Origin of the sequence: Mesobacillus maritimus (assembly GCF_019749255.1) — a bacterium.
GTDB lineage: Bacteria > Bacillota > Bacilli > Bacillales > Cytobacillaceae > Mesobacillus_B > Mesobacillus_B maritimus_A.
In genome coordinates, this window is record NZ_JACWFH010000003.1 from 1 (window position 1) to 15755 (window position 15755).

The window sequence follows — 15755 nt, forward strand, 5'->3', positions numbered from 1 at the left end:
GACGCTTGTTTGTTTAGTTTTCAAAGGACAATCTGTTGCTGTTGAAGCAACTCTTATATAATACCAAGGTTGAAACTCAATGTCAACAAGTTTTTTTAATTACTTAACTTGATAACACATTGTCTCGCAACAACGTTTATTAATATACCACCCATATTTACCCGTGGCAATAGTTTTTATAAACTTTTTTTCAGATTACCTAAAGTAAAACTTTTCACACAATTTACCAATCTCCTGCAATAAAAAAAGGCAAGGTGACACAAGTCACCTTACCCTTATTTTAGATTAACGATGACGCATAAGTGGGAATAATAGTACATCACGAATGGAAGCTGAATTCGTTAGCAACATAACAAGACGATCAATTCCAATTCCAAGTCCACCTGTTGGAGGCATACCATATTCTAAAGCTTCAATGAAATCATCATCCATTTCATGCGCTTCGTCATTTCCTTGTTCTTTCTCTTTAAGCTGCGCTTCAAATCTTTCACGCTGGTCAATTGGATCATTTAATTCTGTAAAGGCATTTGCATGTTCACGCGCAACGATAAATAATTCAAATCGGTCTGTGAAGCGTGGATCTTCATCATTTTTCTTTGCAAGCGGAGAGATTTCCACTGGGTGTCCATAAATAAAGGTAGGCTGGATAAGTTTTTCCTCTACTCTTTGCTCAAAGAATTCATTCACGATATGACCATATTGCATATGCTCAGTGATTTCAATACCGTGTTCCTTTGCAAGTTCACGCGCTTCTTCTGTCGTCATTTCCTTCCAGAAGTCTACACCTGTATATTCTTTAATTGCGTCCACCATATGAAGTCTTGTCCATTCAGGCTGAAGCTCAATATCATGCTCTCCATAACGAACGGTCGTAGTGCCTAATACATCCTTTGCAATGAAAGCAATTAGATTTTCAGTTAGCGACATGATGTCACGGTAGTCAGCATATGCCTCATAGAGTTCAATCATCGTAAACTCAGGGTTGTGTCTTGTCGAGACACCTTCATTCCGGAATACACGACCAATTTCATATACTTTCTCGAGTCCACCCACAATCAGGCGCTTTAAATGTAACTCAATTGCAATCCTCATATAAAGGGTCATATCTAAGGCATTATGATGGGTGATAAACGGACGAGCAGATGCTCCACCTGCAATTGAATGCATCATTGGTGTTTCTACTTCTAAATATCCATGGTCATCAAGATAACGTCTCATGGACTGAATGATGCGGCTACGGTTAATAAACGTCTCCTTGCTCTCGTCACTTACAATCAAATCAAGGTAACGTTGACGATATCTTTGCTCCACATCTTTTAACCCGTGGAATTTATCTGGTAGCGGGCGGAGAGCTTTCGTTAAGAAGACGAATTCGCCAACTTTAATCGATAGTTCTCCAACCTTAGTTTTAAATAAAGTCCCTTCAATGCCAACAAGGTCACCAAGGTCTGCATCGTTAAAGATTCCATATGCTTCCTCGCCAATAGCATCTTGGCGAACATATATTTGAATTTGACCAGTGAGGTCTTTAATATGAGCAAAACCAGCTTTCCCTTTTCCACGTTTGGTCATAATTCGACCAGCAATTTTCACAGAGATGTTTTGACTCTCAAGCTCTTCCTTTTCTACTTCTCCAAACTCACTTACAATCGTTCCACTATCATGAGTACGCTCAAACCGCTTTCCGAACGGGTCAAGCCCCTTTTCTCTAAGGGCATTCATTTTTTCTCTTCTAACTATAAACTGGTCGTTCAATTCTTCCTGACTCATTTATTGCTCACTCCAATGATTAAATTGTTGTTGATATGTAACTCGATATGAATACTCCTATTATTTTACACAATTCAGCTATAATAGACATGATAAATGCATAAGTAATAAGAAAAACAGATGGCCTTCACCCTAAGATGATACATATTTACAACTTAGGATATCAAATAACCCAAACATCGACGCTTTTTTCTAGAAAAAAAACTGCCAGTATGCTTCTGGCAGTCCTTGTCAATAACAAATGCATTATAGGAAATGAAGAGTAAAAAGTCAACCTACACCGCTGTTGATTCAGCTAACTCCATCTTTTCTTCTACTTCTTGAACGAAGTCAGTTAATAGGGTGGCGAGTTGCTCTCTTGTACTACATTCATTAACAGCATTTCGCACCGTTGCATTTCCACGTATCCCTTTTAAATACCATGCAGCATGTTTTCTCATTTCACGAACCGCAATATGCTCATTTTTAAGAGCAATAAGTCGGTCTAAATGAAGCAGGCAAACGTCAATTTTTTCACGAACGGAAGGCTCCCCTGCTAATTTACCTGTTTCTAGGTATTTAACGGTTTGATAAATCATCCAAGGATTACCTAATGCAGCACGCCCAATCATGACACCGTCAACACCTGTTTCATCCAGCATGCGTTTTGCGTCTTGCGGGGTTTGAACATCCCCATTCCCAATAAGCGGAATATTGATATTCTGTTTAACCTCACGAATGATATCCCAATTGGCTGTGCCTTCGTACATTTGAACCCGTGTCCGCCCGTGGAGTGCAACCGCACTGCCGCCCGCACGTTCCACCGCTTGTGCATTTTGAATCGCAAAAATATGGTCTTCGTCCCATCCCATACGCATCTTTACAGTTACTGGTTTTTCGACAGCATCAACAACTGCCGCTACCATATCATAGATTTTATTAGGATCGAGAAGCCATTTAGCACCAGCATCACATTTTGTGATTTTTGGAACAGGGCACCCCATATTAATATCAATGATCGCAGCATTTGAATTTTGATCGACAAATCGAGCGGCATCAACGAGGGTTTCCTTTTCCCCACCGAAAATTTGTAGACTTAGCGGATACTCTCGCTCATCGATATAGAGCATATCCATTGTTCTACCATTCTTAGATACAATACCCTTATCACTAACCATTTCTGCACATACAAGGCCGGCACCAAATTCTTTAACAGTTAGGCGGAATGCTGAGTTACACACCCCAGCCATCGGTGCCAGTACGACAGGGTTATCAATCTGAACATCACCAATTTTAAGCATGTTTACCTCCTGCCTAATTTTGCGTTACCTTTGTTGATTCCCATCTGGTGGAGCAAGCTCCTCCACGCTAATATTGAGCATAAAAGCAACTTGGCTTTTAAAGGATTCATCAGGCATACGATTCCCTCTCTCCACTTCACCTAAGACAGAGACTGAAACCCCAAGTTCTCTAGCAAACGTTTCTTGTGTATATCCTTTTAGCTTCCGAAAAGCGCGAATACGTCTTCCCCATTTTTCCGCTTCCATATTCGAACTCCTTCTCTATCTGAGTAACAGTCTTGACGGACCATCCCTGGCAACTTTATATGTGTATCAATTTCTAATAACGGAACCATTACAAAAGCCCGTTCATGCATTCTTGGATGCGGAACGATTAACTTCTCTGATTCTATATTTTCTTGATTATACAGGAGAATGTCAAGGTCCAATGTTCTTGGCCCCCATTTTATTTCCCGTTTTCTACCAAGTTTTTCTTCGATTAATAGCAACTCATCTAAAAGCTCGTAGGGCCCAAGTGCGGTTTTTACTTGGATAACCATATTTAAAAACGCATCTTGGTCAGTAAAACCCACTGGATCTGTTTCATAAACAGATGAAGCATTTACCACTTTTATTTTATCATGAGCGTTCACTTGTTTAATTCCATCTTTTAAATACTGCAATCGGTCCCCTATATTTGAACCAATTGCAATAAATGCCGTATTTTCCACTTTATCGACCCCTTGTAATTTCAATCGCAACAGATTGGTAATGCCCCGGAATTGGTGGGTCTGGTTTAATAACCTTTACATGACAGAGGGCCACACTATTGAATTTTTCAAGTATATTTGAAGCGATCCTCTCAGCAACTGCCTCAACGAGTTTACAAGGTTCACCTTCAACCACTTCTTTTGTAACTTGGTATAGGTCAGCATAACTAATGGAGTCCTCTAACCGATCACTTTTCCCTGCCACTGAAAGGTCGAGTTCAACCGTAAGGTCGACCGCAAAGCGCTGCCCAAGCTTTGTTTCTTCAGGGAAAACACCATGATACCCATAAAACTCCATCCTGCTTACATGAATCTTATCCATTATCATTCCCCTTTCCCATTAAGGCGTCCATCATTTTTGCCATCCGTGCCATTTCCTTCACATCATGTACTCGAATAAGCTGACAGCCTTTTTGTATACCATAGCAAATGGTTGCTCCTGTCCCCTCTACCCTTTCTGAAACGGGAAGATGAAGGATATTTCCAATGAAGCCCTTTCTCGATGTACCCAGAAGGACAGGATAGCCTAACGCGATCATTGTATCGAGGTTTCGCATCATTTCAAGGTTTTGTTCTTGTGACTTCGCAAAGCCAATCCCTGGATCTAGAATAATATTTTCTGACTTCACTCCTGCCACTTTAGCTAGTCCAACACTTTTATATAGATCATTATAAACATCTCGGATAAAAAAGTCGTAATCACGTTCTTTGCGATTATGCTGCAGAATAATAGGTACATCATACTCTGCAGCAACCTTAGCCATCTCAGGGTCTGCTTTCACGCCCCAAATATCATTTATAATATGGGCTCCTGCTTCTAACGCTCGCTTGGCGACCTTAGACTTGTAGGTGTCAATCGAAACAGGGACTTCTACGTTTTTTGTGATTGCCGCAATGATTGGGACAACCCGCTCAATTTCTTCTTCATCTGAAATGCGCGTATAACCTGGACGAGTGGACTCTCCCCCAATATCAATTAAATCGGCACCATCTGCAACCATTTGTTCGGCTTTCTTGATTGCTTTTTCCGTTTGGGTGTATTTTCCTCCGTCTGAAAATGAGTCAGGAGTAACATTTAAAATCCCCATAATTAAGGTTTTGTTGCGGTAATTAAGCTCATATGAACCAGCTTTAATTACACCGAGATTTTGTTCCATAATCAAATCCTCCAACAATGGTCAAAATAGCTTACTTTAAAGACAACTAGAATGATTATTTCATCTTTACATCATACATGAAGTCTATTTAAATTTCATTTGCCCATAAAAAAAGAGGCACAGCTAGAAGCTTGCCTCTTTTAAAAAGTTCTTAATCAAACTGATACAATGGTGTGCTTAAATAACGCTCTCCATTACTCGGAATAATCGCCAATACTTTTTTCCCTTTACCAAGATTTTGAGCTACTTGTACTGCAGCATAAATGGCTGCACCTGATGAAATTCCACCAAGAACTCCAGCTTCTTTTGCTGCACGACGCGCATATTCGAACGCTTGTTCGTTTTGCACTTGAACAATTTCATCGTATACTTCTGTATCAAGAACATCTGGTACGAAACCAGCGCCAATTCCTTGAATTTTATGCGGACCAGGTTTTCCCCCAGATAAAACTGGAGAATCTGTTGGCTCAACCGCAACAATTTTAATATCTTTGTAATTTTCGCGAAGGACTTTTCCTGCACCTGTGATGGTTCCACCAGTACCAATTCCAGAGATAAAGGCATCTAGTTGATCGCCCATTTGCTCAACAATCTCAGGACCAGTTGTTCTTTCATGAACTGCTGGGTTTGCAAAGTTTTTGAACTGCTGTGGCATGAAATAACCATTTTCTTCAGCAAGCTCTCCTGCCTTTTTAATTGCTCCATTCATTCCTTCAGGTCCTGGTGTTAAGACAAGGTCTGCTCCATAGGCGCGAAGAAGGTTACGGCGTTCCATACTCATTGTTTCAGGCATAACCAAGATTGCTTTGTATCCTTTAGCTGCAGCTACCATTGCTAGACCAATTCCAGTGTTTCCACTTGTTGGTTCAATAATCGTATCTCCAGACTTAAGCTTCCCACTTTCTTCAGCTGCTTCAATCATCGCTAGCGCAATACGATCTTTCACACTGCTTCCAGGGTTCATATATTCCAATTTAAGATATACGTCTGCACTATTTTCATCCGTAAATCCATTTAGCTTAACAATCGGTGTCTGGCCAATTAATTCAGTAACAGAGTTTGCAATACGTGCCATCATAATCCCTCTCTTTATTCCGAGTATTTTTATTGGTTTAATTAAAATTTACCAATCTTCTAGCAATTTGTCAATCCTTTTGCCTACTATTTAGAATTATTTCCTAAACCTTCCTAAATAAATAGGAAAAAGGCATGACCCATGAGGTTCATGCCCTTGATGTTATTGTTTTGCTTTCTCTTCATAAAACCAACTAACTTCTGCTTCTTCCCAAAATGGCCGTGCGGAAACAGGTATATCCATTTGTTCAATGGCAATTTGTCGGCGAATTTGATCTTTTACCTCTTCGAAAGGATACCTTTTCCCTTCAATTGCATCATGAAGGTAGAGAACCGCATACCCACCATCTACTTGAATAGGGTCTGACCAAGAGCCAGGAGTCATTCCCTTCGCCTCCTCAATATAAGATGCCAATGTTTCATCATCTTCTCTTATATAGCCTAAATCGCCGCCCTTATTTGCCGAGAACTCATCTAACGACCGTTCCATTGCAAGGACATCGAAGGTTGACCCTTCTTCTAACTCTTCAATGGTTTGTTCTGCTTCAGACAGTGTTTTGACGATAATTTGAGACATATGATATGAACTAGGGAGATTAAATAGGTCCATATTTTCCTGATAGTATGCTTCTAAATCCTCCTCAGAAAACTTAGCATCTTTTGTTAAAAGCTCTTCTAAAAGGAGACTGACTCTAACTTTTTCTTCCCATTCCTCACCACTAATATTTTCTTGCATCCCATATATCGCTTTATACATGTTCAACTCTTGTTCAAGTTCATCATCAGATACCTTGATCTTATGTTCCTTCGCCAAAGTGGTAATGACTTTTTTATCGATTAAATCCCGAAGAGTTTCTTCCCCATATTTCGTCTCTAACTCATTCAGCCATTCCTGCCTAGTAACTTTTTCGTTTCCCACCGTTGCAACGGTTTCTCGACTCGATTTCCAGTCTGGTCGGGAAAGAAAAAAGACAATAGTCAGGATGTTGAAAACGACTAATATCAATACGGCTCGCCTTAGCCGATATATCTCCACTATGGTTTCCCCCAGATTAAGCTTATTTCGCTTCTTCCATTAACTGTTCAAGTTCTGCTTCTGTATAGACATACTTCTCATTGCAAAAATGACATTGAGCCTCTGCTTGTCCATCTTCTTGAATCATGTCTCTAATTTCATCTTCACCTAAACTGATAATGGCATTTGCAAACCGATCTTTCGAGCATTTGCACGTAAAGGAAACAGGAAGGGTTTCAAGTATACTAACATTGTTTTCTCCTAGAACCTCGTTTAATAATTCCTCTGGTGACAACCCTTTATCAATTAGCTTTGATACAGGCGGAATACTCTTTAATCTTTCTTCAATCTTTGTGATCGTTTCATTTTCAGCACCAGGCATCAATTGAATAATAAAACCACCTGCAGCTTTAATACTATTATCTGGGTTAACCAGTACCCCAACTCCAACAGAAGAAGGCACCTGTTCAGAGGTTGCGAAATAATATGTAAAATCCTCTCCCAGTTCACCAGAAACAATCGGTACTTGACCAGTAAAATAATCACGTAGTCCAATATCCTTTACAACTGAAAGTGTTCCTTCTGTCCCTACCGCACGTCTAACATCGAGCTTACCATGTTCATTTAATTCAAAATGAACATGAGGGTTGGAAACGTACCCTCGAACTTGGCCTTTTGCATTACTATCGACCAGGATAAGACCAATCGGTCCTCCACCTTCAACCTTAATGGTTAAGTTTTCCTCACCCTTAAGCATAGCGCCCATCATTACACCTGCTGATATCGTCCGCCCAAGTGCTGCTGACGCAATCGGCCATGTATAATGGCGTCGTTGTGCCTCACCGACAGTATCCGTGCTTTTAATTGCATAGGCTCTAACTTGTCCATCAAAGGCAAGTGCTTTTACTAAATAATCTCCGTTCATTTGTAAACTCCCTTCATGCATATATCCTGGTCTACGCTTTGGTTACCTGATTACGATTATAAATGAGGCGTAGTCCTTTTAAAGTTAAATATGGATCCACAATATCAATAGCATCAGATTCATCTGCAATTAAACTGGCTAAACCTCCAGTTGCAATGACAGTAGGATCAGCACTTCCAATTGCTTTCATCCGTTTAACTATTCCCTCTACTTGTCCAACATATCCATATAAAATTCCAGCCTGCATGGCAGCAACTGTATTTTTCCCAATAACCCCTTCAGGGCGTGTAATCTCTATACGCGGTAGTTTAGCTGCCTTAGTATAGAGAGCTTCTGTAGAGATACCAATTCCTGGTGCAATCGCGCCACCCATATATTGCTTTTGTTCATTGATGTAGCAGTAGGTGGTCGCCGTACCGAAGTCGACAATAATGAGCGGGCTTCCATACTCGTGGATCGCTGCCACCGCATTTACAATCCGGTCCGCTCCTACTTCTCTTGGATTTTCATATTTGATGTTTAGTCCCGTTTTAATACCAGGTCCAACAACAAATGGCTTGATATGAAAATATTTTTGACACATTCTTTCTAGGGCAAACATAATAGGAGGAACAACTGAAGAAATAATAATTCCGTCAATATCTGAAGAAGAAAGGTTCACATGATCAAAAAGTGCTTTTACCGACATTCCATATTCATCTTCGCTTTTATGACGATTTGTCTCTATTCTCCAATGATGTTTCAACTCATCTTGATCATATACACCTAAAACAATATTCGTATTTCCAACGTCAATGACAAGTATCATAGTTTTCACCACTTTTAAGTAATTTTCTTTCTAGAAACCTGCCAACATCATACCACAGTTTTTTCTATTCCTAAATAGAAAAGCGCAAGCGCCCTGGTCAGCGGCGTATGGCCTGGAGCGCTCCAACCGAGATAAAGGAAACACGAAGAGCGTTAGCGATTCGATGTTGACTTATCGTAGGGTGGAGAGCGAAGGACAATAGCCGCTAGGGCGCTGGAGCTGGACAGTAGAAAAGCGCAAGCACCCTGGTCAGCAGCGACAGGCATAAGACGCATCGGAATAGAAGGCGCTCTTTGCCTTCAATTTCGGTGTGGCTTATGACCCGAGCCTCTAAGCGCTGGAGCTGGACAGTAGAAAAGCGTAAGCACCCTGGTCAGCGGCGGTTGGCCTCGAGCGTAGGTAGCGGATAATGGAAACCACTCAGATCATGCTTGACGCAATCTTGCAGCGGAGATCCTACAATTGATTGTAACGGTCCCTAGAACTGGTCTATTGAAGTTGAACCCATTTTAACTATAGGCTGCGTTAAAGGTGGGTGTTGATTTACACTCGCGTTCCCCGGGCTTGCGATGTGCTTAAGTACCCGCGGGGTCTCCCCAGCCCCGTTCTGGGTTGTGTTCGGACAGCACCAGGTAGAAATACGAATTTTGAGTCCGAATGAAGGTTGTGTTCGGACAACAGCAGGTAGAAAAAACGGATTTTGAGTCCGAATGAGGGTTGTGTTCGGACAGCACCAGATAGAAAAACGGAATTCGAGTCCGAATCAGGGTTGTGTTCGGACAGCACCGGACAGAAAACGGGAGATGGAGTCCGAATGATGGATGTGTTCGGACAGCACCAGGTGGGAAAACGGAAATTGAGTCCGAATGAGAGTTGTGTTCGGATAGCACCAGGTAGAAAAAACGGATTTTGAGTCCGAATGAAGGTAGAGTTCGGACAGTACTGGCCAAAGTAAGGGAGCTTTAGTCCGAATGTACTCCCACAGGAGTCTTCGTGCCTTTCGCTCCAATCAACGTATGAAAAACAACAATTTACTTTAACTCAGTTTAACCATAAAAAAAGACGCCCTTTATCAGAGCGTCTTTCGTATGTTATTCTTTTGGTTTTTCTTCATCTTGAGGTTCTTTATCCTCAGTGGATGTAGATTGTTCTTGCGACTCATCCTTTTTCTTGTTGATGGTCACTTTAACATCATCATCACCTGTGGTTACAGTTGTAGATGAGCTGCGATCAGGGAGTGTTCCATGATCAGCAAGATGTTTGATTTGCTCAGCATCTAGCGTTTCTACGTCTAACAACGTTTTCGCAATGATATCAAGCTTATCACGGTTATCCGTAAGAATTTGCTTGGCTCTAGCATAACATTCTTTGATAATGCGCTGAATTTCTAGGTCAATTTCATATGCAATCGCATCTGAATAATTTTGTTCATTGCCAATATCACGTCCAAGGAATACTTGCCCACCTTGTGCCTGACCAAACTGAAGCGGTCCAAGTTTATCACTCATTCCATATTCAGTGACCATTTTCCTTGCAATACCTGTAGCACGTTGGAAGTCATTATGAGCTCCAGTACTAACTTCTCCAAAGACAATTTCTTCAGCAACACGACCACCAAGAAGGCCAACAATTTTATCAAGAAGTTCTGGTTTTGTCATGAAATAACGATCTTCTCTTGGCATCATTACAGCATATCCACCAGCTTGACCACGAGGGACAATGGTTACTTTATGAACAATATCTGCATCATCTAGGATCAGACCAATTACGGTATGTCCACTCTCATGGAAGGCAACAATATTTCGTTCCTTTTTAGAAATGACACGAGTCTTCTTCGCTGGTCCAGCAATGACACGGTCTGTCGCTTCATCAATGTCTTCCATCTCAATTTTCTTCTTATTTTGTCGTGCCGCAACCAAAGCTGCCTCATTGAGTAGGTTCTCAAGGTCTGCACCTGAGAATCCAGGTGTTCTTTGTGCAATGGCACGCATATTAACGGAATCAGCCAATGGCTTATTACGTGCATGTACTTTAAGAACTGCTTCACGTCCGTTCACATCTGGGCGATCAACGGTAATCTGACGGTCAAAACGTCCAGGACGTAGAAGTGCTGGGTCAAGAATATCTGGGCGGTTTGTTGCAGCTACGATGATAATACCTTCATTCGCGCCGAAACCATCCATTTCTACAAGCAATTGGTTCAATGTTTGCTCACGTTCATCGTGACCGCCACCAAGGCCTGCTCCACGCTGACGTCCAACTGCATCAATTTCATCAATGAAAATAATACATGGTGCATTCTTTTTCGCATTTTCAAACAAATCACGTACACGAGAGGCACCAACACCGACAAACATCTCGACGAAGTCAGAACCACTTATCGAGAAGAACGGTGTACCTGCTTCACCCGCAACTGCCCGAGCAAGCAATGTTTTACCAGTTCCAGGAGGTCCTACTAAAAGGATCCCTTTTGGAATTCTCGCTCCAAGTTCAGCAAACTTACGAGGGTCCTTTAAGAATTCAACCACCTCGACAAGCTCTTGCTTTTCTTCGTCTGCACCTGCAACGTCTTTAAAGCGAACTTTTTTCTTCTCATCGTTATAGAGCTTCGCTTTGCTCTTACCAAAGTTCATGACTCGGCTTCCGCCGCCCTGAGCTTGATTTAACAAGAAGAAGAATAAAATGAAGATAATAACAAATGGAATGATTGATGTTAAGAAGGTAACCCAACCGCTTGTTTCTTTAGCTGGAAGCACTTCAACATCTGCAGACTCAGCTGCAGCTCTTATTTCAGCAAGCTGTGCCTCACTGTTCCATACATAAGTAATAAACGATTCGTTTTCTTCTGCGCCCTTCATTTGGCCTCTTACTTCATAAACGCCACGCTCTGGCTGTATGGTAAGTGACTGTACTTCGCCATTTTCAAGGTCTTGAATGAATTCATTGTAAGCAATTGGCTGTGTAGGCTGATTGCTACCATTAAAGAAACTCACAACACCGATAATGACTAAAAATATCAATAAATAAAAGATGGTATTCCGGAAAATCCGATTCATCCCTTACCTCCTCCCACAATCAACAGACTATACTAAATATTATCACATAAAATTATTGCTATACAAGGAATTACCCTCGGTTGAGCAGAATCCCAAGCGGTGCGAATTTTTTTGCCATCCTACTCGTTTGTTGAATAAATTTCAGGCTTTAAAACCCCAATGTAAGGAAGATTCCGGTACTTTTCTGCATAATCCAAGCCATACCCAACAACAAACTCATCTGGGACGATAAATCCAACATAATCAGCCTTAAGATCCACTTTTCGACCAGTTGGTTTATCTAACAGTGTGACAATTTTAATGGATTTTGCCTTCCGATAACGGAAAAGCTCCACAAGATAACTTAATGTCAATCCACTGTCAATAATATCTTCAATGATTAAAATGTCTCGACCTTCTACTGAAGTGTCTAGGTCCTTTAAAATTTTCACTTCACCTGAAGAAACAGTAGAATTCCCATAACTTGAAACATCCATGAAATCCATTTCTAAATAAGTGTCAATGCGCTTTAGCAGGTCGCCCATAAAAGGCATTGCCCCTTTTAGAACGCCAATCGCTAGAGGAAAGCGGTCCTTATATTCCTCGGTCAAAACACCGGCAAGTTCCCTTGTTTTTTCCTGTAACTGTTCTTCTGAAATTAAAACCTTTTCAATATCCTTTTTCATGATCCTTGTGCCCCCTGAAAAAATCATTGCTTATACTAAGCTGCATTAGTTCACCAGTACCTGCGCCTTTGGTTGAATGGCTCGATTTTTTCAAGCCAGGTAACCAAAGAATGGTACCTTCGCGGTCGGTAACAACCGGCCACCTATCCCTCATAAATTTAGGGATTTTTTCATCAATAAAAATGTCTTTAATCTTCTTTGTTCCCGCCATGCCCTTCACCGTCATCCGATCACCAGCTTGTCTTGAGCGTATGATAAGCGGTAAGCCAGTTACGCCCGTATGGACAAGAAATGTTTTCATGTCCCTGCTTTCATCTGCATCTTTAGAAGCATACTCTGCTTCTATAAAGCCGCCCTCTGGTAATTCTACCAACCCTGGGCCATTTACCTGAAACTGAAATGGATTGGATTCTGAGGGGTGAAGCTGAAAGTAACACTTTCCATACGAACGGATCACTTTTAACCCATTTGGAAAGTCAAGCGAACCGGAAGGATGAGGATTTTTAATCATTGAAAAAATACTATCAATATGTATAGCGGAAAGAGAAGAAGGTTGTTCACCATAAAGATAGTTTAATATTAGTTTAATCCCTCTCCTTTGTAAAGGTATTGGCATTGTAAGAAAGGCATCCTTATCAAGAGTAACTTTCTCATTGGTTGTCTCCATTACTTTATTCATTTTTACCTGAGTTAATTCAGTAAGATATTCGTCGTCGACCTTTATTTCTTCACTAAACCGTTGAAAATGGTCATGCACTTGAGGGTTTTCCCTTTTTAAAAAGGGAAGGACATGTTTTCTAAAACGGTTTCGACTGTATGTTTCCTTTTCATTGCTTGGGTCCCTTCTAGGGTCTAGTTGGTGTTTCTGACAATATTCTTCAAGTTCCTGCTTAGTTAGACACAAAAAGGGGCGGATTATTTCCCCCTCTTCATAAGGCCTTGAAAATGGAATACCTGCTCTAGCACCCCCAGAGCTACCTCTTGTTAATCGCATTAGGATGGTTTCGATTTGGTCGTCTCCATGGTGACCCAAGGCTAAATAGTTTAAATCATGTTTTTTTATCACTTCACTGTAAAATTGGTACCTTAGTTCCCGTCCAGCGACTTGAGAACTTTTCCCTGTTTTTCTTATGTAATCCGGTACATTTACTTGTTTCATTTCAAAAGCAATTGAACGCTTTTCACAAAACTCTTGAACGAATAAGGCCTCTTGATACGACTCCTCTCCCCTGAACATATGATCCACATGAACAGCAACAATCCTTACCTGATAGTTCTCTTTTAAACGCCAGAGAAAGTATAGCAATGCAAGCGAGTCGGGTCCTCCCGATACCCCAACCGCAATGGACTTTCCTGTTAAATCAAATTTTTGTCTTTCTAAAAAGCGGTGAACCTTTTTTTCAATCATATATACTCTTCCTTTTACAGATAAACTATCCCTATAATACGGATAATTCTTCTAAAAGTTTCACTAAATGCATTAAAGAACCTGACTATATAGATAAAAAAAGTACATCATTGAGATGGCTGCGATGAGAAATACCGTTTCAAGAAAATGACTTTTTTTCTTTGGTTTACTTGAGTGCTTTCCTGTTCTAGTTTTATGTACCTGCACACGCGACTTAGCTTGTGCTTGTTGAGCACTACTAGCTCCACTCTTCCTTGGCTGAAGAACACTCAGTACGTCCCTTCTCATCTCTCCAGCTGTCTGGTAATGACCAGACAGAGCTTTATTAATCACCGTTTCGTATTTTGCTAGTTCTTGTTTCTGTTTGACCATCCCCATTATTTGGGGAAGTCCACCGGTTGTTTTATTAAATCTTCTTGGATAAGACGTATTCACAATAATCATGGCCACAGCAAACAAGTCGTAACGCTCATCAGCCTTTCTACTCCCAAGCCCCCAATAGCCGCGATCATAAAACTCGGTAAACTCCTTGATGGCTCTTCCCTTAATGGTTGTACCGCCAACATCGATACACCGGATTCTTGCGGGTGGTCCAGTCACCAATAAATTTTCCGGCTTCAGGTCGCCAAACACCCAACCATTTTGATGCAGAATCTCCAGATCAGCTAACAGCTGGAGCATTAGGACTCCCAACCATTCCGAACCCTTCTGTTGAATAAAAGATAACAAATCTGGACCTTTTATAAACTCCATTACGTAAAAACTGTGCTGCTTGCCTTGCTGTTCCCAGTCGTCCACATCCAACAAAGAAGGCCCAAGGGCAGATCCCTGGACCTTGTTGAAGGATTTTAACACATTTACTTCTGAGGTAATCGATGACGGATTATCACTTATTTTCAAAGCAGCCTGACGATTGCTATCACGGACTAAATAAACAACCCCATTCGCACCGTAGCCTAACTCTTTAATAATCGTATATTGTTTCTGATACCATTTCCCTCGTATCGTGGTTCCAGGGCTAAGATTAGATAGACTCTTCAAAGTATTGTTCATCATCACGGGAAAGCAGACTCCTTAAAGACCGTTTTTGTTGAAAATAGCTCATCGCTTCTTTAATCGCTGGCCCAGTCGGGGTAATTCCTCCAGTCTTAAGCTTTGAAAAAATGGTTGTAAGAGATTCTAGCTTCGGGGTCCAATCTAGTAGCTTTTCAACCTCTTTATGTTTCCCCGGAAATACAAAGACAGAGAAACGATTAGATCCAGAACGGGCATTCAAGCTTAAGCTTAAATCTAACAAAGCTTCTTTAACAGTAGGTAACTTGTGCGTCATACTTGCACTTGTGTCTACTAGAATTAAGACTTCAAGTTGAACGGTTTCACCTAGTTCATCCACGACCTCCATAATTTCCCCACGCTTTTCAGGTGGCAAGTCCTCCATCGTCTTTGCTCCCCCACCCAATATCTGTTGAAGCTCTTTATTCACTACTCCTTGTAGAGTCTGGGTCATTGCTTTTCTTGTTACCATCTGTACGGTTTGTGATAGCTGTTGAGAGTAGACAACCTGACTTACCCCGCCACCCGCTAAGGCAATGCCTTCGATCTCCTTTAAGCCTTGATCATCAATAACATCTTGCTCCATTACACCAATGACATTAATGGAAATCCCCTGCTCCTTGGCAAGGGCAGCCATTGCAATCGGGTCCTCCCCTTGATTCGAACAGCCATCAGTAATTAACAATACTTGCTTTAACGTCCCCGTTTTCATCGAAAATCTCCCTCCGTAACATGATTTGTTACCATTTTCGACTTGTAGGGAATAAATTATACTAACAATACACAAAATAAACC

General features: G+C 41.2%; 15 protein-coding genes. All 15 read right to left on the bottom strand.

Going from position 1 to position 15755, the window contains the following annotated elements:
- Positions 1–285 precede the first annotated feature (285 nt).
- A complete protein-coding gene (lysS, locus tag H0185_RS01265; RefSeq protein WP_221870436.1) occupies positions 286–1770 on the bottom strand; it encodes a lysine--tRNA ligase in 1485 nt (494 codons plus the stop codon).
- A 275-nt stretch (positions 1771–2045) separates the two neighbouring features.
- Entirely contained in the window at positions 2046–3050 is a 1005-nt protein-coding gene (gene dusB, locus H0185_RS01270; protein ID WP_221870438.1) for a tRNA dihydrouridine synthase DusB, read from the bottom strand.
- Between the two features lie 24 nt (positions 3051–3074).
- The gene (locus tag H0185_RS01275) at positions 3075–3296 is read right to left on the bottom strand and encodes a helix-turn-helix domain-containing protein (protein ID WP_221870440.1); all 222 of its coding nucleotides are present in this window, start codon (positions 3294–3296) and stop codon (positions 3075–3077) included.
- Complete coding sequence (folK, locus tag H0185_RS01280; protein ID WP_221870442.1) at positions 3248–3760, bottom strand: 2-amino-4-hydroxy-6-hydroxymethyldihydropteridine diphosphokinase; 513 nt, start codon at positions 3758–3760, stop codon at positions 3248–3250. Before folK ends, H0185_RS01275 begins: the two co-directional genes overlap by 49 nt.
- Before the next feature lies 1 nt (position 3761).
- Positions 3762–4121, bottom strand: a complete 360-nt coding sequence (folB, locus tag H0185_RS01285; RefSeq protein ID WP_221870444.1) for a dihydroneopterin aldolase — start codon at positions 4119–4121, stop codon at positions 3762–3764.
- Positions 4114–4956, bottom strand: a complete 843-nt coding sequence (folP, locus tag H0185_RS01290) for a dihydropteroate synthase (protein ID WP_221870445.1) — start codon at positions 4954–4956, stop codon at positions 4114–4116. The genes folB and folP overlap by 8 nt, the downstream gene beginning before the upstream one ends.
- Before the next feature lie 151 nt (positions 4957–5107).
- Positions 5108–6031, bottom strand: coding sequence for a cysteine synthase A (cysK, locus tag H0185_RS01295; RefSeq protein WP_221870537.1), 924 nt, complete (start codon positions 6029–6031; stop codon positions 5108–5110).
- A 162-nt stretch (positions 6032–6193) separates the two neighbouring features.
- Positions 6194–7066: a peptidyl-prolyl cis-trans isomerase gene (locus H0185_RS01300; protein WP_221870447.1), complete on the bottom strand. Its 873-nt coding sequence runs from the start codon at positions 7064–7066 to the stop codon at positions 6194–6196.
- Between the two features lie 22 nt (positions 7067–7088).
- Positions 7089–7970 carry an Hsp33 family molecular chaperone HslO gene (gene hslO, locus H0185_RS01305; protein ID WP_221870449.1) on the bottom strand — a complete coding sequence of 294 codons (882 nt, stop codon included), beginning with the start codon at positions 7968–7970 and terminating at the stop codon, positions 7089–7091.
- Between the two features lie 31 nt (positions 7971–8001).
- Complete coding sequence (locus H0185_RS01310; protein WP_221870451.1) at positions 8002–8778, bottom strand: type III pantothenate kinase; 777 nt, start codon at positions 8776–8778, stop codon at positions 8002–8004.
- A 1091-nt stretch (positions 8779–9869) separates the two neighbouring features.
- Complete coding sequence (ftsH, locus tag H0185_RS01315; RefSeq protein WP_221870453.1) at positions 9870–11834, bottom strand: ATP-dependent zinc metalloprotease FtsH; 1965 nt, start codon at positions 11832–11834, stop codon at positions 9870–9872.
- A gap of 119 nt (positions 11835–11953) precedes the next feature.
- Positions 11954–12499, bottom strand: a complete 546-nt coding sequence (hpt, locus tag H0185_RS01320) for a hypoxanthine phosphoribosyltransferase (protein WP_221870456.1) — start codon at positions 12497–12499, stop codon at positions 11954–11956.
- Entirely contained in the window at positions 12483–13907 is a 1425-nt protein-coding gene (gene tilS / locus H0185_RS01325) for a tRNA lysidine(34) synthetase TilS (RefSeq protein WP_221870458.1), read from the bottom strand. Before tilS ends, hpt begins: the two co-directional genes overlap by 17 nt.
- A 72-nt stretch (positions 13908–13979) precedes the next feature.
- Positions 13980–14963: a serine/threonine protein kinase gene (locus H0185_RS01330; protein WP_221870539.1), complete on the bottom strand. Its 984-nt coding sequence runs from the start codon at positions 14961–14963 to the stop codon at positions 13980–13982.
- Positions 14932–15672: a vWA domain-containing protein gene (locus H0185_RS01335; protein ID WP_221870460.1), complete on the bottom strand. Its 741-nt coding sequence runs from the start codon at positions 15670–15672 to the stop codon at positions 14932–14934. Before H0185_RS01335 ends, H0185_RS01330 begins: the two co-directional genes overlap by 32 nt.
- Positions 15673–15755: the final 83 nt, after the last annotated feature.